The organism is Myxococcus sp. SDU36 (genome assembly GCF_030168875.1).
In the GTDB taxonomy this organism is placed as follows: domain Bacteria; phylum Myxococcota; class Myxococcia; order Myxococcales; family Myxococcaceae; genus Myxococcus; species Myxococcus vastator.
In genome coordinates, this window is sequence record NZ_CP077414.1 from 999,511 (window position 1) to 1,022,874 (window position 23,364).

A 23,364-nucleotide genomic window follows, 5' to 3' on the forward strand; every position below is an offset into this window, starting at 1 on the left:
CCAGGCCGAAGAGGGGGGCGCGGCGGGGCGGCTCAGACGTACGTGAGCCAGTCCGCGTACTTCGGCTCCTGGCCCCGCACGATGCGGAAGTACATGTCCTGCACGTGCCGGGTGACGGGGCCGACCTTGCCGTCCGCCACCTGGCGGTTGTCCACCTCGCGCACCGGGGTGATTTCCGCCGCCGTGCCGCAGAAGAAGACCTCGTTGGTGATGTAGAGCGCGTCGCGGGTGAAGGTGACCTCCTCCACCGTGCGGCCGCTGTCGCGCAGGATGTGCAGCACCGTGTCGCGGGTGATGCCATCCAGGATGGGGCAGGACAGGGGGGGCGTCTTGATGATGCCCTTCTTGTTCACCTGGAAGATGTTCTCGCCGGAGGCCTCGGCCACGAAGCCGCTGACGTCCAGGAGGATGGCCTCGTCGTAGCCCGCCATCACCGCCTCGCGCTTGGCGAGGATGGAGTTGACGTACTGGCCGGTAATCTTCCCGCGCACCATGTTCACGTTGACGTGCATGCGCGTGTACGAGCTGACCTTGGCGCGGATGCCCTCCTTCATGCCCTTGTCGCCCAGGTACGCGCCCCAGTCCCAGGCCGTCACGGCGGTGCGGGTGGGGTTCACCGCGCCCAGGCCCATGGCGCCGTCGCCCATGAAGGCCACCGGCCGCAGGTACGCGCCGTTGGCGAACAGGTCCTTCTGCGCGCGGAGCAGATTCACGCACGCATCGAAGAGCTCGTCCTCGGTGTACGGAATCTTCAGCATGATGATGTGGGCCGAGTCGAGCAGCCGGCGGATGTGCTCACGCAGCCGGAAGACGGCCAGCCGTCCGTCGTGCGTCTTGTACGCGCGGATGCCCTCGAAGACGCCCAGGCCGTAGTGAAGCGCGTGCGTCATCAGATGCACGTGGCCCTCGTCCCACTTCATCAGCCGGCCGTCGAGCCAGATTTGCTCGGCGCGCACGCCACTACTCGAGGTCGAGCTCATTCGATGTTCCTTCGCCTGGATGTTTGAGGGGTGGGACCGCCCGGGCCTTCTAGCCAGCGAAACCTATGAGGTCAAAGCGTGTTTCTCGTCCCGAAAGAGTCACAGCACCGGTGGCAGGGGGGCAAGCATCCGCCGGAGGAACGGGAGGTCCTCCGCCAGTGCCGCCCTGCCGAAGTGTAGCGCCTTCGATGCCAGTTCCACCGACGGTACGACGTCCAGTGGCGACAGTGTTCGCGGAAAGCGTTTGACGTGGTGCGTATAGGGAAGGTTCGGCGTCACCGTCATCGCGGCCAGCCGCTGGAGGGGCAGCCAGAAGGGCGTGGTCAGCTTCGGGGCGAAGGCGTCGAGCGCGAGGATGAACGCGTTGCGCGTGCCGATGCGGCCCCGGGCCACCGCCTTCCACGCCGCCTTGGCGGGCAGGTTGTCCACCAATCCTCCGTCGATGAGCCGCGCGACGCCGTGCTGGCCCATGAGGCCCTCCACCAACGTGTGCATGCCGGGGTCCTCTCGCAGCACGTCGTAGTGGATGACGCCGGGCAGCGCGGAGGAGAAGCCCGCGGCGTCGAGCGCGTCGAAGTCGCCGGTGGTGTCGTCCGCGCCCAGGTAGAGGCGGGCGGTGATTTCGGGACGGGTGAAGAGCTCGGCCATGGCGCCCATGGCGGCCTGGATGCGGCGCGCCACGCCCGCGGGGTTGAGCAGGCCCAGCGGGCTGACGCCCATCAGCCGCTCGTAGTACTCCAGCGGCCGGGGGAGCATGCCGCGGCGGATGCCGCCCACGGCGATGAGGGTGGGGACCGGCAAGTCCCTGAGCCGCATGCCGCTGCTCTCCGGCCCCGCGCCGAAGAAGCGGCCCAGCCCCGCGCGCAGGAACAGCCGCAGCGCCGCGGGCAGGCCATAGCGGCTCTCCGTGGAGATGAAGCGGAAGAGCTTCCGGAAGGACAGCCCGCGGACGATGTTGATCATGTCCGTGGGGTCGAAGCGCGTCAGGCGCGAGCGCATGATGGCGAGGATGGCGCCCATGGACGTCCCGGCGAGCAGGCGCGGCTCCAGGCCGTGTTCATCCAGGAGGCACATGGCGCCCAGGTAGACGTAGGCCGTTCCGCCCCCGCCGCCGGTGACGAGCACCAGCTCCTTCTGCCGGATTTCCCGGTCCAGCGCCTCGGGTGGAACGCGCCCGCGCAGCCGCTGCACCACCGTGTCGCGCGCCTTCGCGGCGTGCTGGCGCAGGTCCTTCACGTGCGGCATCAGCCTGTCCCGCGTGGGCGGGAAGGGGGCTTGGAGGATGGGGCCCAGGCGGCGCTCCACCTCCTCGCGAAACGGGGTGAGCAGCGCGCCCACGCCCACGTCGAGCTCGCCGTGCCGCACCTTGTAGAGGCGCGCCAGCGACAGGGCCGTGCGGAGGATGGCCTCCTCGCGCGGGTCGACCAGGGCCGCGTTGGCCAGCGACGCGCGCACGAGGCGGAGCTCCATCTCCTCGAGCGGCCGGGTGATTTGAAAGCGTTCCTTCAGCAGCACGCGCTTCGAGGGCCCTTCACGCCTGGGCGATCTGCGAGAGGTGGGACTTCGCCTTCTCGATGTCGCCTTCGTACTTGAGGACGAGGTTCAGCGTGGAGGCCACCACGTCGGCGGTGAGCTGCTCCGCGTTCAGCAGCGCCAGGCTCTGGGCCCAGTCGAGCGTCTCGCTGATGGAGGGCGCCTTCTTCAAGTCGAGCGAGCGGATGGCGGCCACCGCCTCCACCACCTGCTCCGCCAGCACCTGGGGCACCTGCGGCAGGCGCGAGCGGACGATGCGCAGCTCGCGCTCGCGGTCCGGGAAGTCGATGTGCAGGTGGAGGCAGCGGCGCTTGAGCGCGTCGGACAGCTCGCGCGCGGCGTTGGAGGTGAGCAGCACGCGGGGGAGGTGCTTCGCGCGGAAGGTGCCCAGCTCGGGGATGGTGACGGCGTTGTCGGAGAGCACCTCCAGGAGGAAGGCCTCGAACTCCGGGTCCGCCTTGTCGATTTCGTCCACCAGCAGCAGGGCGGGGTGCTCGGAGAGCAGGGAGCGCAGCACCGGGCGGGGCAGCAGGAAGCGTTCGGAAAAGAACACCGCGTCGCTGGAGGCCAGCCGGTCCGCCGCCTGCGCCAGCGTGGTGGTGCCCTGCACCATGTCCCCAATCTTGTCCTTGAGGAGCTGGGTGTAGAGCAGCTGCTTGGCGTACTCCCACTCGTAGAGGGCCTTCGCCTCGTCCAGGCCCTCGTAGCACTGGAGCCGGATGAACTCGCGGCCCAGCGCCTGGGCCAGGGCCTTGGCCAGCTCCGTCTTGCCGACGCCGGCGGGGCCTTCCACCAGGATGGGCTTGTCCATCCGGTCCGCCAGGAAAGCCGCCGTGGCGATCTCCGGCGATGACAGGTAGCCCACCTGCTCCAGGCGCTGCGCCGCGTCCTCCACGCTGGTGAAGGCGTGGCTCTCAACCGTCGAAGGGGTGCTCACCCGGTGAACTTAACCGACGCCCTCCAGGCGACTGCGGCAAAAATGCCAGGGTTGTGGCGTCATCACCGTGGCCCGTCCGCCTCGCTGCCGGGCAACCCCGCGGAACTCCGGAGGGAAATATTCTGCGCACCGTGGGCACATGTCGTGCATCTCATGGCCTCGAATCGGTACTCAGGGAGGTCAGCGGTCATGGCGTGGGCGTGGTTGCGGATGGTGATGATGGTGGCGGTCGTCCTGCTTCCGGGCGGCTTCCCGCTCCTGCTGGCCTACGTCTCCTTGCGCACACTCCGCAGCAGTTGGCGCCGTGCCCAGGAGGAGGCCCACAGTGGGGGCCGCGTGGTGTCACTCCGGGACGTCGTCTCCAGGCTCCACTTCAAGGAGCTGGTCCGCGAGGCACGCGCCGCGCTCTGAGCGCGCCAGGGAACCGCTCGCCGCTTCCTGGGTGGGAACTGAAGCGGCCCTGACACACCTGCCCGACCAGGGCACGGATGTCAGGGCCGCTTCATTGAGGCCTCGGGGTTCCGAGGCCGGCGCCGTTACTTGTCCAGCTCGTCCACCAGGGCCGTCCAGTCGTCGTCTTCCTTGGCCGTGGGCAACTGGATGAGCACGGTCCGGTCGGTGGGCTCGGACTCGTCACTCAGCGCCGCTGGCTGGGCGGGAGCCGGGGCAGGGGCCTTCTTCGCGGCGGCCTGGGCCGCGGGCCTGGCGGCCGGCTTCTTCGCCGGGGCCGCCGGAGCAGGGGCCGCGGCGGGCGGGATGACCTGGTTGAGCTGCGTCCTCACGGCCAGGTCGTCGTCCTGGGGCGCCGCGGGTTTGGCGGCGGCCTTGGCCGCGGTGGTGGACTTGCTCTTGTAGCGGGCCAGCTCCAGCTCGGCGACCTTGAGGGCCTTGCTCTTCTCCTGCACGGACTGCTGCAGGCGGGTGACCTCCTGCACCTTGACGGCGTCGCGGCGCTCCAGCTCCGCCTTCTGCTTGGCGGTGAGCTCTTCCTGCTCCTTGGCGTGCCGCGCCTCCAGGTCCTTGCGCTCCTTCTGCGCGGAGGCCAGGCGGGTGGTGGCCTCGTGGGCCTTGCTCTCGGCGGCGGCCACCTTTGCGTTGAGCTCCTTCTCCGCGCGTGATTTGGCGCCCTGCGCGTTCTCCACCGCCAGCTCCAGGTCCTGGATCTTCTTCGCCCGCGCGGTCAGCTGGCCTTGGAGGTCCTTGGCCCTGGCGTCGGCCTCGGTGGCCTGCGTCTGGGCGTCCTGTGTGAGCTGGGCGATGCGCTGCTCGGCCTTGGCCAGCTTCGCGGCCAGTTCATCCGCCGCCCGCCTGGCGTCGGCGCGTTCCTGGTTCGCCTGCTGGGCCTGCTGCTGGAGCCGGGCCTCGGCCTGCTGGACCTGGCCCGCGAGGCCGTCCCGCTCCGCGGTGAGCTTCTGCTGGGCGGCGCCCGCGGCGCGCAGCTGGTCCTCGCGGCCCGCCAGCGCCTTGCGGCCCTGCTCGAGCTGCTCGTTGAGCCCGGCGATCTGCTGACCCAGGCCCTCTGCCTGACGGCGGGCCTCGGTGGCCTGCGTCTGGAGCTTGGCCTCCATGGCCTTGAGCTGCTCGGTGCGGGTGGCGACCTCGCGGTTGAGCACCTCCGCCTGACGCATCTTCTCCTGCGTCACGTGGGTGAGCTTGCGGAGCGTGTCCGACAGCTCCGTGCCCTTCTGCGTCAGGTCGTTCTGGAGCAGCTCCTCGCGGCGCTGCGACTCCTCGGTGAGCGTGTGCAGCCGCTCCTCGAGGTGGGCCCGGGTGTTCTCCGTCTGCGCCAGCGTGGCGGAGAGCTGCGTCACCTCGGCGACGCGCGTGCCCAGCTCGTGCTTGGTGAGGGTGAGGTGCTCGCCCAGGTCCTCGCCATGGGCGCGTGCCTCGGCCAGCTGGCCCTCCAGCGTGGCCTGGGTGCTCGCGGCGGCCTTCTGGTGTTCCTGGTGCGCGTGCTGCTCGCGCGCCAGCGCGTCGCGGGTGGCGGCGAGCTGGCCCTGGGTCTGCTCCAGCGTCTGGCTGGTGGCCTCCAGCTCGGAGCGCAGGCCGTCGCGCTCGCTGGTGAGGTCACCGATGTGCGCGCTCGTCTCCGCGGCCAGCTTCTCGTGCGCGGCCCGCTCCGCCTCGTAGTGGCCCTGCGTCTCGGACAGCTCGGCGCGGAGCTGGCCAATCTGGCCGGTGAGGTCCTGCTCCAGCGCGTCCTTCGCGGCGCCCAGGTTGGACAGCTCCGCGGTGCGCTGGTCGCGCTCGCGGGTGGTGTGGGCCAGCGTGTCGCGGGTCTCCTGGAGCGCGCCGCGCGTGTCCTCCAGCGCCACATGCGTCTGCTGGAGCGTCTGGGTGGTGGCGTCCAGCTCGCCGCGCGTCTCCGCCAGCGCGCCTTCGGTGCTGGCGAGGGTGTTCTGCGTGTCGGCGAGCTGCTGCTCGGTCTGCGCCAGCGTCTGCTGTGTCTGCGCCAGTGTCTGGCTGGTGGCGTCCAGCTCACCGCGCGTCTCCGCCAGCGCGCCTTCCGTCTGCGCCAGCGTCTGCTGCGTCTGGCCCAACGTCTGGCTGGTAGCGTCCAGCTCGCCGCGCGTCTCCGCCAGCGCGCCTTCCGTGTCGGAGAGGGTCTGCTGCGTCTGACCCAGCGTCTGGCTGGTGGCGTCCAGCTCACCGCGCGTCTGCGCCAGCGTGCCCTCGGTGTTCGCGAGGCGCGCCTGCGTGTCCGCCAGCGTCTGACTGGTGGCGTCCAGCTCGCCGCGCGTCTCCGCCAGCGTGCCTTCGGTGCTGGCGAGGGTGTTCTGCGTGTCGGCGAGCTGCTGCTCCGTCTGCGCCAGCGTCTGCTGCGTCTGCGTCAGCGTCTGGCTGGTGGCCTCCACGTCTCCGCTCAGCTCGGAGATGCGCTGGTCGCGCGTGGCCACGTCCCCTTGCAGGGCTTCGATGGTGGCCTCGCGCTGGGTGACGGTGTCCTCCAGTTGGGCCACGCGCGCGGAGAGCTGCTCGCCGGTCCGCTGCGTCTCCTCGAGCTGCGAGGTGAGCGCCTGAATCTGGCCGGTGAGGTCCGCCTCCAGTTCGGCCTTGGCGGAGCGCAGCTCCTCCAGCTGACGGGAGAGGTCCGCCTCCAGCGCGTCCTTCGCCTGGGAGAGGGCCTGGAGCCGGTCGTTGAGGTCCGTCTCCAGCTCGTCCTTGGCCAGCCCCAGCGCCTGGAGCTCCGCGGTCAGCTCGGCCTCGCGGTCCTCCAGGTGCGCCCTGGCGGCCTCGACTTCGCCCTCGAGCTCGCCGATGCGCTCCAACTGCTGCTGGATGTTGGCGTTGAGCTCCGCCTCGGTGTGCTCGTTCCGGGCGATGGTCTCCGACAGCTCGCGCTCGAGCGTGCCGAGCTTCGCGTCACGCTCCTCGACGCGCTGGGTGAGCTCGGCTTCCTGGGCGTCCTTGTCCAGCCGGAGCTGGTCGCGCTCGCCGATGGTGCGCGTAAGGTCCGTCTCCAGGTCCGCGACCTGCTGGCTGAGCTTCGCCTCCAGCGCATCGCGCTCGGCGTTGAGCCGGTGGATCTCCGCGTCCGCCTGGGTGCCGTGCTCCTCGGCGCGGGTGGCGCGGGCTTCCAGGCCGCGCACGGTGGTGTCGCGCTCCTGCTCGGTCTGCTGCAGCCGCTCCTGGAGGGCCTGGATTTCACCGTCCAGCTCGGCGAAGCGCTCGTCGCGTTCGCTGATGGTGCGGTTCAGCTCAGTCTCGAAGTCGTCACCGCGCTTCGTCAGCCGCGCGATTTCGCCTTCGTTCGCGAGGACGGTGTCCTGGAGCTTCTGCTCCTTGACCTCGAACTCCAGCGTGACGACGCCGAGGTGCTTCTCCAGCTTGTCGTACTCGTTGCGGCCGTGCTCCAGCTCGCTGGCGCGGCGGCTCAGCTCCTCCTCGGCGCGGGAGACCTCCCGGCGCAGGAGGTTGATGTCCTTCTCCTTGGAGGCGACGACCTCGATGAGGTCCTTCTCCGCGGAGAACTTCTGGAGGAGCAGGTCGTCAACGGTGGCGCCGTGCTCGCGCTCCTTCTGGAGGGTCGCCTGCTGGGCCTCGTTGAAGCGGCGCAGCAGGTCGTCCACCTGCATCTTCAGGCCCTGCAGCTCCACGTCCTTCTCGTGGATGCGGTCCTCGCCGGAGAGCAGCTCGCGCTCGCGCACGTTCCAGATTTCGGAGAGGCGGGCGAGCTGGGCCTCGCGCGTCTTCAGCTCGTCGCGGAGGATTTGAATCTTGCCCTCCGGCGTGCCCATCAGCTCGCGCCGCGGCGGCGGACGCTTGAGCTGGCGGGACTCGGCGAGCAGCTCCGCCTTGCGGTCCGCGATGGACTGGAAGGTGCGGTCGAGGAACGCGCGGTCCTCTTCCGTCATCGCGCTGCGGCGCTCGCGCTTGGGCAGCTTCGGCGGCCCCCCCGCGGCGGCCTTGAGCGACGGAGGCATGGGCGGAGGCGCCTCGCGCGTCCCGTTCAGCGCGGCCTCCAGCGACGCGCCGGTGTCATCCGTGCCGGGCGGCACGATGCCGTGGCTCAATGCGGTCAGATCGCCCAGCGCGAACGGGAAGGCGAGATAGCCGTCCGCCGCCTGCGGCGTCTGACGATGCTGCGCCAGCCCGTCCACCCCGCTCTCAGAGGAGATCAGGAGCACCTTGAGGTTCTGGCCCCACTTGCCCTTCTTGATGTTGCCGCAGAGGACGAAGCCGGACTGATCCTTCAACTCCGCGCGGAGGACGACCAGGTCTGGCCGGCGCTTCTCCAGCTCACGCTGCGCGTCAGCCGCCGTCTCAGCCAGGGCGGTCTGGTAGCCCGAGCCCTTGAGCACGGTGGCCATGCTGAGCGCTAATTCATGATCGCTTTCGACGATGAGGACCCGACGCTCCATGAAGCCTTTGTCCCGGAAAAGTGCTGTGAAAACCGGAACATCCTAGCGGGCGGGCGCGACCCTTGGAAAGTTTCCAGGATCAGCTCGGTTGGCTGCCTCACGAGCTCTTGCCACGGACGACGACTTCCGAACGGCCTGAGGGGGCCGGGTGGGCGGGGTTCGTGGGCTCGTCGCGGCCGGGGAACGTCGTGGGGGGCGTGTGCCGGTCGAAGCGGATTCCGTCGGGGGGGCAGTACCCGTGCGCGAGCTGGGCGAACCACGGGTTCAGCGCCGAGGGGACGGGCTCCGGGGCGGGGCCCTCGTCGGGGGGCTCGGGGGCCACGTCGGCGTCGGCTTCCTCGAGGTCATCGTCCGATTCGATGAGCTGCGCTGCACTGCTGACGGAAATCTCCGCTTCCTCCACCTCGTCGCTGCTGATTTCGTCCGGCTCCTCGGGCTGGGGCCGCGCGCGGGAGAGGCTGTCGTCGTCGACCTCTTCGATGGATTGGGCTTCGTCCGCGGAGATTTCCTCGGGCTCCTCGTTCTCGCCGCCGGGGACCGAGGCGGAGGTCATGAGCGCCTGCGGGCTGATGGGTTCGAGCCGGGGGGGACCGTCCACGGACTGGAGCCGGGGCGGTCGCTGCCGGGGAACGGGCGGAGGCGCCGCCGCGCGCGGAGGCAGGGCGGGGGGGCGGTCGGCTTCCGGCGCGGAGGTGCTCGGGCGGAGGGCCGGAGGCGGGCGCTCCGGTGTGCTCGCGGACGCGCCGCCTCGGATGGGCGGCAGGCGCTCTGCTTCGGAGGCACCCGGGCGGGCGCTGGGCGGCGGCGCCTCCGTGTCCGTGGAGCGCGGCTGTGGCGTCAGTGCCGTCATCCGCCCGACGGGCGTCTCCATGCGCGCCGAGATGCTCCGGCTGGACAGCGAGGAGGGCGCGGGGACGATGGGCGTGGGGGTGGGGTGCTCTTCCGGGCGGCTCGAGGAAGGGGTGCCGCGGCTGCTGGCGGAGCGCGTGGGGATGAGCTCCTGGAGCAGCTCGGTGGGCACGCGGATGATGGGCGTCGGCGCGGGTGGCTCGTCCCGCTGGCCGTCGTAGGGCGAGCGCACCACGGGTGTGGCCGAGGCGGTCTCATCCCGCTCCTTGTCGTAGGGCGAGCGCACCACCGGTGTGTGCGACGGCGGCTCGTAACGCGCACCGATGACAGGGCTGCGAACGACCGGGGTCGGCGCGGGGGCTTCATCCGCGTCCCCGGAAGCTTCGCGGTTGCCTGCGTCCGTCCGGTTCAGCGCTGCGGGCGCTTTGACGATGGGCGTCGCTGATGAGGCCTCGCTGGACTCCTCGCTCACGGGCGAAGGAGGCCGGCCCGGAGGAGGAGGAACCTTGACGACGGGCGTCGGCGCCGGCGGTTCGTCCGCGTCTTCGACCTCCGTTGCCTGGACGATGGGCAGCGCGCTTTCGGAGTCGTCGTCGCTCGCGCCCTGCGCCGTGTCGTGCTCAAGACTCTCCGGCGTCGCGTCCTGGGCGGCCACGCTGGACGTGGCGGCCTCGCGCTCGCGCAGCGGCGCACCCATCACCACGGGCGGCTCGATGGGATTCGTCTCGAGCTCCGTCTTGATGAGGCGCGTGTCGAGCCCCTCATCGAGCACCTGCCCCATGACCAGCGGCAGGTCTTCGCGCGCACGGCTCGCGGCGGGCGCGTCCTTGTCCTCCCGAGGCTCCGGCGCCTTCTTGGCGACCGGTGCCGTGGTGGGAGCGGGCTCAGGGGGCAGCAGCGCCGCCAGCCGGTTCGTGGGCGTTCCCGTCACCGTGGTGGGCGCGGGCAGGTCGTCCTCGCTCGTGGTGGAGACGGGCGCCGACCGCTTCTCCAACAGCGAGTCATACAGGTCCAGGAGCTTGCCGCGGATGAGCCCCGCGTCGAGCGCCGCCTGCGCGTGCGCCCGGGCCACCTGGCCCAGCGTCATCCGGCGCTTCACGTCGCGCGCCAGCTCGATGATGCGGTCGGCCAGGGCCTGGCTGTCACCCGGAGGGAAGAAGACGCCCGCGCCAGCCGGGATGAGCTCCCGCGTCACGGGCAGGTCCGCCGCGATGACGGGGCGGCCCGCCGCGCAGTACTCCGAGACCTTCGCCAGCGGCCCGCCCTGAACGCGATTGCGCTCCACGTCATCCATGGGCAGCACGCCCACGTCCGCGAGCGCGAGCACCTTGGCCAGGTCGTCGTGGTGCACCGGGGGCTGGAACTCCACCCGGTCGCCCAGCCCCAGCTCCTTCACCAGGTCATCCAGATGCGGCTGCCAGTCCGCGTGGCGTGCGCCCACCAGCGTGAGGCGCACCTCTTCCTTCCGGGCCGCCAGCTCCACCGCGCGCAGCAGGGTGGGCAGGCCCTGCCACCCCACCTGGCTGCCCAGGTACATCATCCGGAGGGGGGCGCCGTCCGGGGCGCCCAGCACCTCGGGCGTGAAGGGCTGAAGGTCCACCGGCGCGGGCAGCACCCGGACCTGCTCCTCACTGGCGCCCAGCGACTGGATGTACGCGCGCGTCGTCTCCGAGCCGGTGACGACGAGGTCCGCGTTCATCAGGCAGAACAGCTCCTGCCTGCGAATCTTCGACAGGAAGCGCCGGTCCCCCTCCGTCTGCGGGTGGGTGTACCGCAGCTCCTGCGAGGGGAACGTCTGGGCCTCGTAGATGAGCCGATACCCGTAGTCGCCCTTCAGCTCGCACAAGGCGTATCCGCCGAAGGGGTCCGTGAAGTGGGCGAGCGCGTAGTCCTCGCTCTCGAGCTGCCGGCGCACGGCCCGCTCGAAGGCCTGGATGCGCGAGGCCAGGTCCCCCGAGCCTACCGGGACGCGCAGCAGCCGGGCGCCCTGGTACTTCTCGATGTGGGAGTGGTCAGGCGTCTTCGCCGACAGCACCACCACGGAGAAGCGGTCCGGCAACGCCTTCAGGTATTCGGACAAACGACGGGATGAACCCGACGGACCGGGGATGACGTCGAAACTGCACAGGAGCAGTCTGGGCAGGTCGCTCAAGCGTGGGCAGGATACCTAGCCGACCCCTGAGTGTCATCGGGTGATGAAACGAGAAGGGGGGTCGGGCGAAGAACACATGTAATGCTGGCACGTTGACCCTCTACGACCAGCGACCTAAAGGCCTGCTTGCCTATGGAAGACCTCAAGAGCGTGACGGTCAGCTACCTCAGGGAGTTGGCACGGAAGCACCTGGGGAGCGGCTACAGCCGGATGAAAAAAGAGGGGCTGCTCGCGGCCCTGGCCGCCTACGTGCCGGCCCTGGGGAAGCTCGCCCGGCTGGCGGGCATCCGCGTGCCCGCCAAGAGCGCGACCGCGAAACCCGAGGCGTCTCCCGCCCGGACCCCGGCCGCGAAGAAGGCCAAGGCGCCCCGGAAGGCGAAGACGCCGACCGCCGCGAAGCCCAAGGCGGATGGCTCGCAAGGCCAGGGCCGGGTGTCCGCGCCCAAGCGGGTGGCGGCCAAGCGGACCTCGGAGAAGCCCGGGAGCAAGCCACCCGTCAGACCCGCGCAGGTGGTCACGTTCCCGCCCAAGCCCCGAGTGGAGCGGGCGCGCGAGTCGGTGACGCCCGTCACGCCCTCCTTCACGAAGCCGCCGGAACCGGTGCCGCCGCCCGTCGCGCGGCCCGCGCCCGTGCAGAAAGCCGCGGAGCCCGTGGTGGAGGGTTTCTTCGTGGCGCGCGTGGCTGGCGAGGAGGAGGCGCGCAGCCACCACCTGGTGGAAGCAGCGCCTGCTCCGCCTCCGTCCCCCGTGGATGCCGAGGGATTGGGTGAGCTGCCGGAGGGGTATCAGGACGACGCCGTCCTCCTGTTGCCCAGGGACCCGCACACGCTCTTCGTGTCCTGGGACTTCAGCCTGGGGGCCCTGCTGCGCGCGCAGGATGCGCTGGATGCGCCGCGTCCCGTGCTTCGTGTGTTTGGTGATGAACAGATGGAGCAGGCGCTGGACTTCGCGGTGGAGGCTCGCGGCCTCTACATCCACGGGTTGTCGGCGGGGCGGACGTATCGCGTGGAGGCGCACTTCGTCGGGCTCGATGGGCGAAGTCGCCGCATTGGTGCTTCGAGCAACCTCGTGACGCTGCCTCCCGCGGGCGTCTCCACGGATTTGACGGTGCGTTTCCTTCGGGTTCCTCCGCTCGAAGCGGCGCTGCCCGCGGCTGTCGTGGAAGCGCCGCCGCGGGAAGAGGAGCGCGAGTACGTGTCGTGGCGCCGGGTGAACCTGCCTGGCAGTGGTGGCGTGCTGGATGTTCCGGAAGTCCACAGGGAGCGTCGTGGCAGGGATGTGGCGGAGGCGCACCTGGAGGGCCCCCCGCGCGTGCCCGGGGCTTCGGACCAGCGATACGTGGACTCGGTGGGGCGAGCGGCGGGGGCTTCGGACCAGCGCTATCAGGCGGATGTGGCGCGGCGACATGCGCGCGAGGTGCGTGGACCCGTGACTGCTCCCGTGCCGCGCTACCTGGAGCCCCTGGGCCGTGCACCGGGGGCTTCGGACATGCGGTATGCGGAAGGGGACGCGCCACGCCATGCAGCCGGCGACACGTCATCGCGTCGCTACCTGGACGTGAAGGGCATCCCGGGTGCATCGGACCTGCGCTACGCGGCAGGCGGTGCGACGGCACGCGCGCAGACCGATGCCTCCGCGAAGGCCGCTCACGGCTCCGGTGCGCATCCCCCAGCGGTCGAGGAGAACCACCGCTACTTCGAGGCTCCGTCACGTCCCTCCCGCGCCACGGTTCCCGACCGCGACGCCCAGGCGCAGGGTGACGCCGCCGACACGGAGGAGCACCACCGCTACTTCGAAGTGCCCCGGCCCCGCGCGGAAGGCGAGGCCCTCCAGCGCACGGCGGCGCCTGCCTCCTTCGAGGCCCGAGCGGGCCACGCCACCCCAGACGCGGCAGAGCCGCCGCCCCGGAAGCCGCCTTCGGACGACGGCCGCTCCTGAACCCGCACGGAGACCTTGAACGACCATGAGCCTGGGTTCCCTCGCGCTGGTGCTCCACGCGCACCTTCCCTTCGTCAGGCACCCCGAGCATGAGGACTTCCTCGAGGAGGACTGGCTCTACGAGGCCATCTCTGAGACGTACCTCCCGCTGCTCCAGGTCTTCGACAGACTGGCGGAGGACGGCGTCCCGTTCCGCCTGGCGATGACGCTGTCTCCGACGCTCGTCTCCATGCTGCGCGACGAATTGCTGATGAGCCGCTACGCGCGGCGACTGGACCTGCTGTGCGAGCTGGGCGCGCGAGAGGTCCACCGGACGCGCGCCGACGCCACCTTCGGCCCCATTGCCCGGTTCTACCGGGACCACTTCGAGTCCCTGCGCCGCGCGTTCCACGACCGCTACAAGCGCGACCTCGTCTCCGCGTTCCGGCGGCTCCAGGACGCGGGCTACCTGGACATCCTCACCTGCAACGCGACGCACGGCTTCCTTCCGCTGATGCAGCAGGTGCCCGAAGCCGTCCGCGCCCAGGTGACGGTGGCCGCCAACCACTACCGCCAGCACTTCGGCAGGGACCCCGCCGGCATCTGGCTTGCCGAGTGCGGCTACTACCCGGGCCTGGAGCGCCTGCTGGCCAGCGAGCGCATCCGCTACTTCTTCGTCGACACGCACGGCCTGACGGACGCCGTGCCCCGGCCCCTGCACGGCCCCTACGCGCCCGTCTTCACCGAGGCGGGCGTGGCCGCGTATGCCCGCGACCCGGAGAGCAGCCAGCAGGTGTGGAGCACCGAGCACGGCTACCCGGGCGACCCGGACTACCGCGAGTTCTACCGGGACATCGGCTGGGACCTGGACCTGGACTACATCCGCCCGTTCATCCAGCCCACCGGCGAGCGCAAGAACACCGGCTTCAAGTACTTCCGCATCACCGGGAAGACGAACGAGAAGCGCCCGTATGATCCGCTCGCCGCGCGAGAGCGGGCCTCGGTGCATGCGGGCAACTTCCTGTTCAACCGCCAGCGGCAGATGGAAGACCTGGCCTCGCGCCTGGGCGGCCGGGAGCCGGTGGTCGTCGCGCCCTATGACGCCGAGCTCTTTGGCCACTGGTGGTTCGAGGGGCCCCAGTTCCTCGACTTCCTCATCCGCAAGGTCGCGTATGACCAGAAGACGTTCCGGCTGGTGACGCCGTCGGATGACCTGCGGGAGCACCCGGAGAACCAGGTGGCGACGCCGCCGCTGTCCTCGTGGGGCGCGGGGGGGTACGCCAACATGTGGCTCGACGGCAGCAATGATTGGATCTACCGCCACCTCAACCGCTGCGCGAAGCAGATGGTGGAGCTGGCGCGGGACTTCCCGGATGCCCGTGAGCTGCAACGCCGCGCGCTCAATCAGGCCGCCAGGGAGCTGCTGCTCGCCCAGTCCTCCGACTGGGCCTTCATCATGAAGACGGGCACCATGGTGGAGTACGCCCAGCGCCGCACGCGCGAGCACCTGCTGCGCTTCCAGCGTCTGCACGAGCAACTGCGCGGCGGCAACCTGGACGAGGGTTGGCTCGCCCAGGTGGAAGCCCGGGACAACCTCTATCCAGAGCTGGACTACCGCCTCTATCAGCCCGCCTGACGCCAAGGGGGAATCAAGGTGGGGCGATGTGTCCTCCGGTCGCCACGACAGACGGTTTGGCTTGCGGGGCAGGTTTTCGGCTTTAGCTTGGTCTTCATATGAACCGTTCGACCGTCTCGTTCCGGAAGGCGCTCGTCGCCGCGCTCCTGGTCGCGTTGCCTCCCGTCGCGGCTGTCGCCCAGGCGCCGAAGTCGCCTCCCGCGGCCACCCAGCCGGGCGCCGGCAACGTCCTCCAGCCCGCGACACGGGAGGCCCAGACGCTCCCGTCGCTGGCGCCGCTGGTGGAGTCGGTGAAGTCAGCGGTGGTCAACGTGGACGTGCAGGCCCGAGGCGGCGGCATTCCGCGTGGGATGGAGGACAACCCGCTCTTCGAGCGCTTCTTCGGTGGAGGCCGCGAGGGCGGCAGTCAGCGCCGCGAGCCGCTGCGCCAGGGCGCGGGGTCCGGCTTCATCATCGACCCGAAGGGCGTCGTCCTCACCAACAACCACGTGGTGGAGGATGCCGTCAGCATCACCATCCGCCTGGACGACGGACGCAGCTTCAGCGGCGAAGTGGTGGGGCGGGATCCGCTCACGGACGTGGCGCTCGTGCGGCTCAAGGAGAAGGTGGAGAACCTGCCCACCGTGAAGCTGGGTGACTCGGATGCGCTGCGCGTGGGTGACTGGGTGGTGGCCATCGGCAACCCCTTCGGCCTGGCCTCCAGCGTCAGCCTGGGCATCGTCTCCGCGCGGGCCCGTGAGATTGGGGCCAGCCAGTACGACGAGTTCCTCCAGACGGACGCGGCCATCAACCCGGGCAACTCGGGCGGCCCGCTCTTCAACATGAAGGGCGAGGTGGTGGGCATCAACACCGCCATCGTCGGCGGTGGCTCCGGCATCGGCTTCGCGGTGCCCAGCAACCTCATCGGCTCGCTGCTGCCGCAGCTGGAGAAGGAAGGCTCCGTCACGCGCGCGTGGTTGGGCGTGGGCATCCAGGATTTGACGCGGGACCTGGCCAGCGCGCTCAAGCTCCCCGTGAATCAGGGCGCCATCCTCACGCAGGTGATGCCGTCATCTCCCGCGGCGAAGGCGGGCCTGAAGCAGGATGACGTCGTCATCGCCATCGACGGGCGGACCGTCACCTCCAGCGGAGAGCTGACGCGCACCGTGGCGCTCAAGCGCCCCGGGAGCACGTCCACGTTGACGCTCTTCCGCAACGGCAAGAAGCAGGATGTGAAGGTGGCGCTGGGCACGCGGCCGGACCTGGAGGGCGTGGCCTCGGCGAAGCAGCGGCCGGAGGACCCGCAGGAGAGCTCCCGGCGCGTGGGTGTCAGCCTCCAGAACCTGGATGCGCGCACCGCGCAGCAGGCCGGCTTCACGGACAGCAGCGGCGCGCTCATCACCGACGTGGTGCCCGGCTCGCCGGCGGACCGCGCGCAACTGGAGCCCGGCATGGTCGTCATCGAGGCCAACCGCAAGAAGGTGGAGAACGCGGACGCCCTGGCCCGCATCATCAAGGGCGCTGCGTCCGGGAGCACCTTGCTGCTGCGCGTGACGGCGCCGGGCGGGGCTCGCAACCTGCGCGCCCTGCGGGTGCCGTGAGGCCGGAGCGAGGGAGCGGCGGATGAGCGTCAACTACGTCGCGCTGGGAGACAGCTCGGCCGTGGGCGTGGGGGCGGCGCGAGGTGGGGGCTACCCCGAGCGCCTCGCCTCCCGGCTGCGCGCGGGCGGCCTGCCCGTGGGCCTCAGCAACCTGGGGCAGAGCGGCGCGCGCATCCGTGACGTCTTCACGGGGCAGGTGAAGCGCGCCGTTGCCGCGCAGCCCACGCTGGTGACGCTGGGCATCGGGACGAATGACGTCTGGCGCGGCACGCCCCTGGAGGACTTCCAGGACGACCTGGACCGCATCGCCCGCCGGTTGAAGCAGACCGGGGCGCCGCTGGTGGTGGTGAACCTCGTGGACCTGGCGCTGGCCCCGGTGGCGCGGCTGGTGCCCGCGGCGCTGTACGAAGGCCGCCTCGAGCCCTTCAACGCCGCCATCGCGAAGGTGGCCCGGGTGCACGGCATGCACCACGTGGACCTCTTCACGGCGAGCAAGGCCATGATTCCCAAGGGCCCCCACTTCTTCTCGGAGGACGGCTTCCATCCGTCCGCCGAGGGGTATGAGGAGTGGGCGGACCTGATGCTGCCCACCGTGCAGACGCTCGTGCGCCGCTGAGCGCCTACGCCTTGGCCACGCCCCCCGGAGGCTTGGGGGCGGCTGTCACGGAGGGAGGCTCGGCCGCGGGCGTGTGCGGGCCCCGCTCGCGGCCCGGGTGCAGCTCCATGCCGGCCTCGTACAGGGTGGTGCGGTTGCGGCCGGTGCGCTTGCTGAAGTAGAGCGCCGCGTCCGCGCCGTCCACCAGCTCCTCCTGGGAGGAGGCGTCGGAGGGGAAGTGCGACACGCCAATGGACACCGTGACGTGGTTTCCCGGCAGGCCCGGCTGGACCAGCGCCACGGATTCCGCCACCGCGCGGCGCAGCTTCTCCGCGACCTCCATGGCCTCCGTCTTGTTCGTCTGAGGCAGGAGGATGACGAACTCCTCGCCGCCGTAGCGCGCCAGCGTGTCCACCTTGCGCACGCGCAGCCGCAGCACGTCGCACACCCGGCGCAGCGCCTCGTCACCCACGCGGTGGCCGGCCAGGTCGTTGATGCGCTTGAAGTGGTCCACGTCCACCATGAGCAGCGCCAGCGGGGTGCCGAAGCGGTTCGCTCGCGCCAGCTCCAGCTCCATGCGCTGGAAGAGGTGGCGGCGGTTGGGCACGCCGGTGAGCGGGTCCGTCATGGTGAGCTTCACCGTCTCCGCGTGCAGCCGGGCGTTCTTCACCGCCGTGGCCACCACGTCCGCCACCGCGGTGAGCAGCTCGATTTCCTCCGCGGAGAAGCTGGCCACGTGGGGGCGCTGGAAGTTCATCACGCCCAGCAGCGTCTCCATGTGCACCATGGGCGCCGCCAGCAGCGCGCCGGTGTTCAGCCCGCCCTTCACCAGGTCCGGTTTGGCGAACACGCTGGAGCGGTCCGCCGTGTCCGGCAGGTACACCGCCTTGCGCGTCTCGGCCGCACGGCCGCAGGCGCCTTCGCCCAGCGCGAACGTGAGGCTCTCCGCGCCGCGGCCCTCCGGCCAGGCGTGCTTGATTTCCAGCAGGCCCTCCGGGTTCATCAACATGATGGAGAACTCGGGGATGCGCAGCCGCTCCGTCACCAGCCGGGTGACGGCGTCCAGCAGCTCATCCAGCTCCAGCGTGGCGTTGAGCGAGCGCGCCACGTCGAAGAGCAGCGACAGCTCCTTGAGGCGGTCCTCCAGCTCGTCCTTGAGGGCCAGCTTCTCCTTCACCAGCTCCAGGTCGCGGTGGGTGTCGATCTCCTCCGCCTTCATGGAGGTGAGCCGCGCCAGCATCTGGTTGAACGCCGCGCCCAGCCGCGCGAACTCGTCGGTGCCCCGCGCCTCCGCGCGCACCAGCAGGTCGCCTGCCTCCGCGCGCCGCATGGCCGCGCTCAGCTTGCGCAGCGGGCGGGTGAGGACGAAGTGCAGCGCCAGCCCGGTGATGAGCGCCAGCAGCACCACGAACAGGCCCATGGAGCCGAGCGCCGCGCCGAACACGGACGACAGCTCCTGGTGCAGCGCCGGCTCCGCCATGCGCAGCTGCAGGATGCTGGCGCCCGGCACGTCGCCAGCGGTGTGGCAGCCGGCGCACTCCGGCCCGCCGAGGGGACGGATGACCTCCGTCATCCGCGCCACCGAGCGCGCCCGCTCGGGGCCCGGGGCCGTCAGCCGCGCGGCCTCCGGGTGCGTCGTGCCCTCCTCACCCGTGCGGCGGGACCAGAGGATGCGCCCGTCCGGCGTCAGCACCCGGACGTCCTCCACCGAGCGGAAGAGCCGGGTGTCGGAGCGCATCACCTCCGTCACCGCGCCATGGGCCGGAGCCCCGCGCGCCTGCGGAAGGGTGAAGGTGGAAGCGACGAACTCCGCCAGCGCCAGCGACTCCACCTGCGTGGCATCCTGGACCGCGACCCGCGCCTCACGCCAGAAGTGGCCGACGCCCAGCAGCGCCACGAGCAGCCCGGGCAGGGCGATGCTCCACAGCAGCTTGCGACCAACGGTGTCGGGACCCAGGGGCATGCGGGTGCTCGCAGCTCTCGAGCGCGGGGTTTCGGACTGGTTGCACGGAGTTCAGGCGGTCCGTGAATTGTCAGGTGGCTGACGCTACCTGTCAAACGAAGCGGTGAAATCATCCTACGATTGCGCTGACGCTGGATCACCTCCTGGTGCAGCAATCAGGTGGATTCCTGGAGATTCCATGTCGACCGAGTTTCTCACCTCCGCGCTGCTGCCCGTGCCGCACGGCTTCGCCACCCGCGCTGGCGGCTGTTCGGAGGGGCCGTACGCGTCACTCAACCTGGGGTTCTCCGTGGGCGACGAGCGGGCGCGCGTGGAGGAGAACCACCGCCGCCTGGCACGGGCCGCTGGCGCGCCGCTCGAAGCGCTGAGCCGCGTGTCGCAGGTGCACGGTGATCGCGTGGTGGAGGCCCGGAGCGGGGAGGGGGCCCAGGGGCTGCGCCCCACGGAGGGGGAGGCGGACGGACTGTGGACGCAGGTACCGGGAAGCTGGGTGGCGGTGGGCACGGCGGACTGCGTGCCGGTGCTGCTGGTGGACCCGGATGGGCGCGGCGTGGCGGCGGTGCACTCCGGCTGGCGCGGCACGGACGCGGACATCAGCGCGCGCGCCGTGGAGGTGCTGGTGGCCCGCGGCGCGAGGCCGGAGCGGCTGCTGGCGGCGGTGGGCCCGTCGATACAGGTCTGTTGTTACGAGGTGTCAGAGGAGCTGGCGCGGCGCTTCAGCGCGCGCTTCGGGGAGGACGTGGTGCGGTGGGTGGAAGGAAGGCCGCGGCTGGACCTGACCCGCGCGGTGCGCCGGACATTGGTGGGGGCGGGCCTCAAGCCAGCCCACGTCGACGTGCTACAGGCCTGTACTGCGTGTGAACCCACGCGCTTCTTCTCCCACCGGCGGGACGCGGGGCGGACGGGGCGGCACCTCAATTACGTGGTACACCGCTTCTAGCCACCCGGTGTGGGGGGCCGATTTCTTGACGCTCTCCGACGGGCCTTCCTATCCTCGGGGGGACCCCTCTGCTGAAGAAGGCCCGTGCCCGCGCGCTCCGTCATCTTCCGTCTGCTCGCCGCCGCGCCCCTGTGTGCGCTGGGTGCTTGCGCCACCACCGCTTCCTCGGAGGCGGAGGTGAGCGCGCTGCGCTCCGAGCTGCGCACGCTGCGCGCGTCCCAGGAGCGCCTGGTGGAGCGGGTGGCCCGGCTGGAGGCGCATGACGCCGTGTCGCGCGCGGGGGCTTCCAGTGAGCGCCCGACTCCGCGCCCCATCCCGGTGAAGGTGGAGGCGTCCGCCGAGGCGTCGCTGGGCGCCACGCCGGAGCTGGCGGTGGTGAAGCTCAAGCCGCGCCATGAGCCCGCGCCGAAGCTGCCCACCGCCGTGGCGGTGCTGGAGCCGGACGACGAGCAGATGGAGATGTTCATCAGCCCCGCGCCGGAGGAAGGGCCCGCCGCGACCATGGTGGCGTCGAACGAGGACGCGGGGGCGCAGCAGGACCCCGACGTGCTCGACGCGGAGTTCGACAAGGCCGTCAACATGCTCCGCACCGGCAACGTGGAGGGCGGGGTGGAGAAGCTGCGCCGCTTCGCCGACGAATACCCGCGTCACCCGCGCGCCGACAACGCGCTCTATTTCAGCGGGCTGGGGCAGATTGGCCTCAACGAGTTCAACGGGGCCGCGCAGACGTTCGAGCGGCTCATCAACACGTATCCCGCCGGGGACGCCATGCTGGACGGCATGCTCCGGCTCGCCGAGTGCCGGATGCGGCTCAACCAGGCCGCGGATGCCAAGGTGCTCTACACCCGCGTCGTCACCCAGTTCCCGGGGACGGCGGCTGCTACCCAGGCGGAACAGCGGCTCGCCGCGATCCCCCAGTGATGTTTCTTTCGAAAGGACGTCCCGCGATGCGCTCCCGGATTCTCACCTCGCTGATGTTGAGCCTCGCCGTCGCGCCGACCGCGTACGCCCAGCAGGAGAACGAGGAAGAGCAGGACACGGGCGGTGAGATGGACGGCGCCGAGGTGATGGACGAGGCGCCCGACTCCGCGCCGCCGACCTCCGTCGCCATTCCTCCCGGCGCGCCCCGGGGCCGTGAGAGCGCGCCCGGTGAGGTCCACTCCGTGGAGTCGGGTGACACGCTGTGGGACTTGTCCCAGCGTTACCTGGGCAGCCCCTGGTACTGGCCCAAGGTCTGGTCCTACAACCCGGAGATCGCCAACCCGCACTGGATCTACCCCGGCAACCAGGTGCGCTTCTTCGCCGCGGGCGAGGAGGTCCCCACCCAGGTGACGGAGATGGTGGTCGACGAGGGCGACATCTCGGCTCCGACGGAGTTCGCCTCCAACGACCAGGTCACGGTGACGGGCAAGATTGGCTACGACGTGGCCGGCTCCGTCCCCGTGACGACGCAGGGCTTCGTCACCCAGCGCGAACTGGACGAGGCCGGCCGCATCGAAGGCTCGCCCTCCAACGCGGTGATGCTCTCCTTCCCGGACAGCGTCTACGTGCGCTTCAAGCGGAAGGGTGACGTGAAGGTGGGGGACCGCTACGTCGTCTATCACACCACCCAGGCGGTGAAGCACCCGGCGACCGGGCGCCCGCTGGGCTACCTCACCGACTTCGTGGGCACCCTGCGCGTGCAGCGCGTGGGCGACGGCATCGTCACCGCGCAGATCATGGACACCTGGGACGGCATCGAGCGTGGCGACCTGGTGGGCCCCGTGGGTGAGCGCCTCACCGCGCGCGTGGCGCCGAAGCCGAACACGAAGCAGGTGGACGGCACCGTCATCACCGCCCTGGTGCCGTACCTCACGGTGCTGGGTGAGAACCACAGCATCGTCGTGGACAAGGGCAGCGCGGACGGCGTGGAGCTGGGCAACACCTTCACCATCCTCCGCAAGGGCGATCCGTCCCGCCACGTGCTGGGCCACGACGTGCGCAAGCCGTCCAAGGAGGAGCAGGCCTACCCCTGGCGGAACATCGGCGGGTGCATGGTGACCGAGGTCAAGGAGCGCACCTCCAACTGCCTCATGATGCGCTCCCTGGAGGAGCTGGTCCCCGGCGACCGCGCCCACATGGCCCCGGGCGCGTCGCCCTCGGCCAGCCGCTGAGCGGCGGCAGGAAAAGTGCAATGCGCCCCTCGGATGGAGGGGCTGAGTGCTTGACCGGTGGCGGTCCGGTGTTTATGTGTCGCGCCCCTCCCAGCGGCCCCACCTTCTATATAGGTGGGTATCGAGCGGGGGACGGGTATGGCGGACGCTGAGACGGACAGCCTCACGGCGGAGCAGCAAGCATGCCTCGCGCTCTGGGCCGTTCCCGGCCTGGGGCCGAGGACGCTGGCCGCCCTGCGCGCGTTCGCGGACGGAGGCCTGGCGCCGCTCGCCGCGACTCCGGTGCGAGACTGGGTGTCCCAGGCGCCGGTTTCCTCACAGGTTCGTCGCAGGCTCGCCTCCGTGGAGCGCCTGGCGCCGGTGGCGGGGCGGGTGTGGGAAGCCTGCCGGGCGTCCGGCATGAAGGTGGCGTTTCAGGGGCAGGCGGCCTATCCAGCGCGGCTGGCCGAGGTGGAGGATGCGCCGCCGGTGCTCTTCTACCGGGGCGTGCCGGGGCTGCCGCGGCGCCGGCTGGCCATGGTAGGCAGCCGTCACCCGGACCAGGGCTTCCTCCCGTTCGCGCGGCGCTTCGCCCGGCAGGTGGCGGAGTCAGGGGTGGGGGTGGTGTCCGGGGCGGCGGCGGGGGTGGACCGGGCCTGTCACTGGGGCGCGCTGGAGGTGGGGGGAGAGACGTGGGCCTTCCTGGGGTCCGCCCTGGATGCACTCGACACGGCGCAAGCCCGCCTGCTTCCTCATTTCCTGGACCGAGGAGGCGTGTTCTTCAGCGAGCTGCCTCCCGGCGTCCGGGCGAGCACGACGACGTTTCCACGGCGCAACCGGCTCATCTCCGGGGCATCCGACGCAGTCTTGGTGCTGAGGGCGGGGAAGGACTCAGGGAGCCTGTACACGGCGGAGGCGGGGCGGGCGCAGGGGCGGCCGGTGTTCGCGATGCCCGGCGACGTGCGCCAGGAGGCGGCGGCCGGCTGCAACGCGCTGCTGCGCAACGGGGAGGCGGCGGCGTGCCTGGGCCCGGATGATGTGTGGAGGGTGCTGAAAGTCGATCCTCTGGCGGCGGTTCCTCCTGGGACGATGGGCTCGTGGGAGGACCTCTCCGTGGAAGCGAAGGGGGCCTTCGCGATGTTGGACCGGGTTCCCCGGAGCTTCGACGAGGTGCTGGTCGGCAGCACCTACTCACCGGCGGCGCTCGCCAGCGCGCTGGTGGAGCTGGAATTGACGGGGCTGGTCATCCAGCACCCCGGAAGGCTGTACGAAAGAATCTAGGTAGGAG

15 protein-coding genes are annotated in these 23,364 nt (G+C 70.7%); 9 read left to right on the top strand and 6 right to left on the bottom strand.

Annotation, left to right across the window (positions count from 1 at the left end):
- Positions 1 to 32 precede the first annotated feature (32 nt).
- From KGD87_RS04070 to KGD87_RS04080, 3 genes are all read right to left on the bottom strand, one after another.
- Positions 33 to 980 carry a branched-chain amino acid transaminase gene (locus KGD87_RS04070; protein ID WP_284666234.1) on the bottom strand — a complete coding sequence of 316 codons (948 nt, stop codon included), beginning with the start codon at positions 978 to 980 and terminating at the stop codon, positions 33 to 35.
- 99 nt (positions 981 to 1,079) lie between these two features.
- A complete protein-coding gene (locus tag KGD87_RS04075; protein ID WP_284666235.1) occupies positions 1,080 to 2,495 on the bottom strand; it encodes a patatin-like phospholipase family protein in 1,416 nt (471 codons plus the stop codon).
- A gap of 16 nt (positions 2,496 to 2,511) precedes the next feature.
- Positions 2,512 to 3,450: an AAA family ATPase gene (locus tag KGD87_RS04080; RefSeq protein WP_284666236.1), complete on the bottom strand. Its 939-nt coding sequence runs from the start codon at positions 3,448 to 3,450 to the stop codon at positions 2,512 to 2,514.
- A gap of 189 nt (positions 3,451 to 3,639) precedes the next feature.
- On the opposite strand from KGD87_RS04080, the gene KGD87_RS04085 reads away from it, so the two are divergent.
- Positions 3,640 to 3,861 (top strand): hypothetical protein, encoded by a 222-nt coding sequence (locus tag KGD87_RS04085; RefSeq protein WP_284666237.1) that lies wholly within the window; start codon positions 3,640 to 3,642, stop codon positions 3,859 to 3,861.
- 125 nt (positions 3,862 to 3,986) lie between these two features.
- On the opposite strand, the gene KGD87_RS04090 is transcribed toward KGD87_RS04085, so the two are convergent.
- Positions 3,987 to 8,312 carry a response regulator gene (locus KGD87_RS04090; RefSeq protein WP_284666238.1) on the bottom strand — a complete coding sequence of 1,442 codons (4,326 nt, stop codon included), beginning with the start codon at positions 8,310 to 8,312 and terminating at the stop codon, positions 3,987 to 3,989.
- Between the two features lie 97 nt (positions 8,313 to 8,409).
- Positions 8,410 to 11,271: a glycosyltransferase family 4 protein gene (locus KGD87_RS04095; RefSeq protein ID WP_284668578.1), complete on the bottom strand. Its 2,862-nt coding sequence runs from the start codon at positions 11,269 to 11,271 to the stop codon at positions 8,410 to 8,412.
- 174 nt (positions 11,272 to 11,445) lie between these two features.
- Between KGD87_RS04095 and KGD87_RS04100 the strand changes: the two genes are divergently transcribed.
- From KGD87_RS04100 to KGD87_RS04115, 4 genes are all read left to right on the top strand, one after another.
- Positions 11,446 to 13,251: a DUF4912 domain-containing protein gene (locus KGD87_RS04100; RefSeq protein WP_284666239.1), complete on the top strand. Its 1,806-nt coding sequence runs from the start codon at positions 11,446 to 11,448 to the stop codon at positions 13,249 to 13,251.
- 25 nt (positions 13,252 to 13,276) lie between these two features.
- The gene (locus KGD87_RS04105; protein WP_284666240.1) at positions 13,277 to 14,866 is read left to right on the top strand and encodes a glycoside hydrolase family 57 protein; all 1,590 of its coding nucleotides are present in this window, start codon (positions 13,277 to 13,279) and stop codon (positions 14,864 to 14,866) included.
- Between the two features lie 98 nt (positions 14,867 to 14,964).
- On the top strand, positions 14,965 to 16,446 hold the full coding sequence (locus KGD87_RS04110) for a trypsin-like peptidase domain-containing protein (RefSeq protein WP_284666241.1): 1,482 nt from the start codon (positions 14,965 to 14,967) through the stop codon (positions 16,444 to 16,446).
- 22 nt (positions 16,447 to 16,468) lie between these two features.
- A complete protein-coding gene (locus tag KGD87_RS04115) occupies positions 16,469 to 17,062 on the top strand; it encodes an SGNH/GDSL hydrolase family protein (protein WP_284666242.1) in 594 nt (197 codons plus the stop codon).
- A gap of 4 nt (positions 17,063 to 17,066) precedes the next feature.
- Here the strand turns inward: KGD87_RS04115 and KGD87_RS04120 are convergent, their stop codons facing one another.
- On the bottom strand, positions 17,067 to 19,004 hold the full coding sequence (locus KGD87_RS04120; protein ID WP_284666243.1) for a GGDEF domain-containing protein: 1,938 nt from the start codon (positions 19,002 to 19,004) through the stop codon (positions 17,067 to 17,069).
- 178 nt (positions 19,005 to 19,182) lie between these two features.
- On the opposite strand from KGD87_RS04120, the gene pgeF reads away from it, so the two are divergent.
- The 4 genes from pgeF (at position 19,183) to KGD87_RS04140 (ending at position 23,357) form a co-directional block, all read left to right on the top strand.
- A complete protein-coding gene (gene pgeF, locus KGD87_RS04125; RefSeq protein ID WP_284666244.1) occupies positions 19,183 to 19,944 on the top strand; it encodes a peptidoglycan editing factor PgeF in 762 nt (253 codons plus the stop codon).
- An 84-nt stretch (positions 19,945 to 20,028) separates the two neighbouring features.
- On the top strand, positions 20,029 to 20,865 hold the full coding sequence (locus KGD87_RS04130) for a tetratricopeptide repeat protein (RefSeq protein WP_284666245.1): 837 nt from the start codon (positions 20,029 to 20,031) through the stop codon (positions 20,863 to 20,865).
- A gap of 26 nt (positions 20,866 to 20,891) precedes the next feature.
- Positions 20,892 to 22,097 carry a LysM peptidoglycan-binding domain-containing protein gene (locus KGD87_RS04135; protein WP_284666246.1) on the top strand — a complete coding sequence of 402 codons (1,206 nt, stop codon included), beginning with the start codon at positions 20,892 to 20,894 and terminating at the stop codon, positions 22,095 to 22,097.
- 138 nt (positions 22,098 to 22,235) lie between these two features.
- Entirely contained in the window at positions 22,236 to 23,357 is a 1,122-nt protein-coding gene (locus KGD87_RS04140; protein WP_284666247.1) for a DNA-processing protein DprA, read from the top strand.
- The last annotated feature ends 7 nt before the right edge of the window (positions 23,358 to 23,364 follow it).

What these genes read in the sequence shown, in the direction of transcription:
- KGD87_RS04070 (WP_284666234.1), bottom strand. Translation starts at nt 980, where the DNA reads ATGAGCTCGACCTCGAGTAGTGGCGTGCGCGCCGAGCAAATCTGGCTC.
- KGD87_RS04085 (WP_284666237.1), top strand. Translation starts at nt 3,640, where the DNA reads ATGGCGTGGGCGTGGTTGCGGATGGTGATGATGGTGGCGGTCGTCCTG.
- KGD87_RS04090 (WP_284666238.1), bottom strand. Translation starts at nt 8,312, where the DNA reads ATGGAGCGTCGGGTCCTCATCGTCGAAAGCGATCATGAATTAGCGCTC.
- KGD87_RS04100 (WP_284666239.1), top strand. Translation starts at nt 11,446, where the DNA reads ATGGAAGACCTCAAGAGCGTGACGGTCAGCTACCTCAGGGAGTTGGCA.
- KGD87_RS04105 (WP_284666240.1), top strand. Translation starts at nt 13,277, where the DNA reads ATGAGCCTGGGTTCCCTCGCGCTGGTGCTCCACGCGCACCTTCCCTTC.
- KGD87_RS04110 (WP_284666241.1), top strand. Translation starts at nt 14,965, where the DNA reads ATGAACCGTTCGACCGTCTCGTTCCGGAAGGCGCTCGTCGCCGCGCTC.
- KGD87_RS04115 (WP_284666242.1), top strand. Translation starts at nt 16,469, where the DNA reads ATGAGCGTCAACTACGTCGCGCTGGGAGACAGCTCGGCCGTGGGCGTG.
- KGD87_RS04120 (WP_284666243.1), bottom strand. Translation starts at nt 19,004, where the DNA reads ATGCCCCTGGGTCCCGACACCGTTGGTCGCAAGCTGCTGTGGAGCATC.
- pgeF (WP_284666244.1), top strand. Translation starts at nt 19,183, where the DNA reads ATGTCGACCGAGTTTCTCACCTCCGCGCTGCTGCCCGTGCCGCACGGC.
- KGD87_RS04135 (WP_284666246.1), top strand. Translation starts at nt 20,892, where the DNA reads ATGCGCTCCCGGATTCTCACCTCGCTGATGTTGAGCCTCGCCGTCGCG.
- KGD87_RS04140 (WP_284666247.1), top strand. Translation starts at nt 22,236, where the DNA reads ATGGCGGACGCTGAGACGGACAGCCTCACGGCGGAGCAGCAAGCATGC.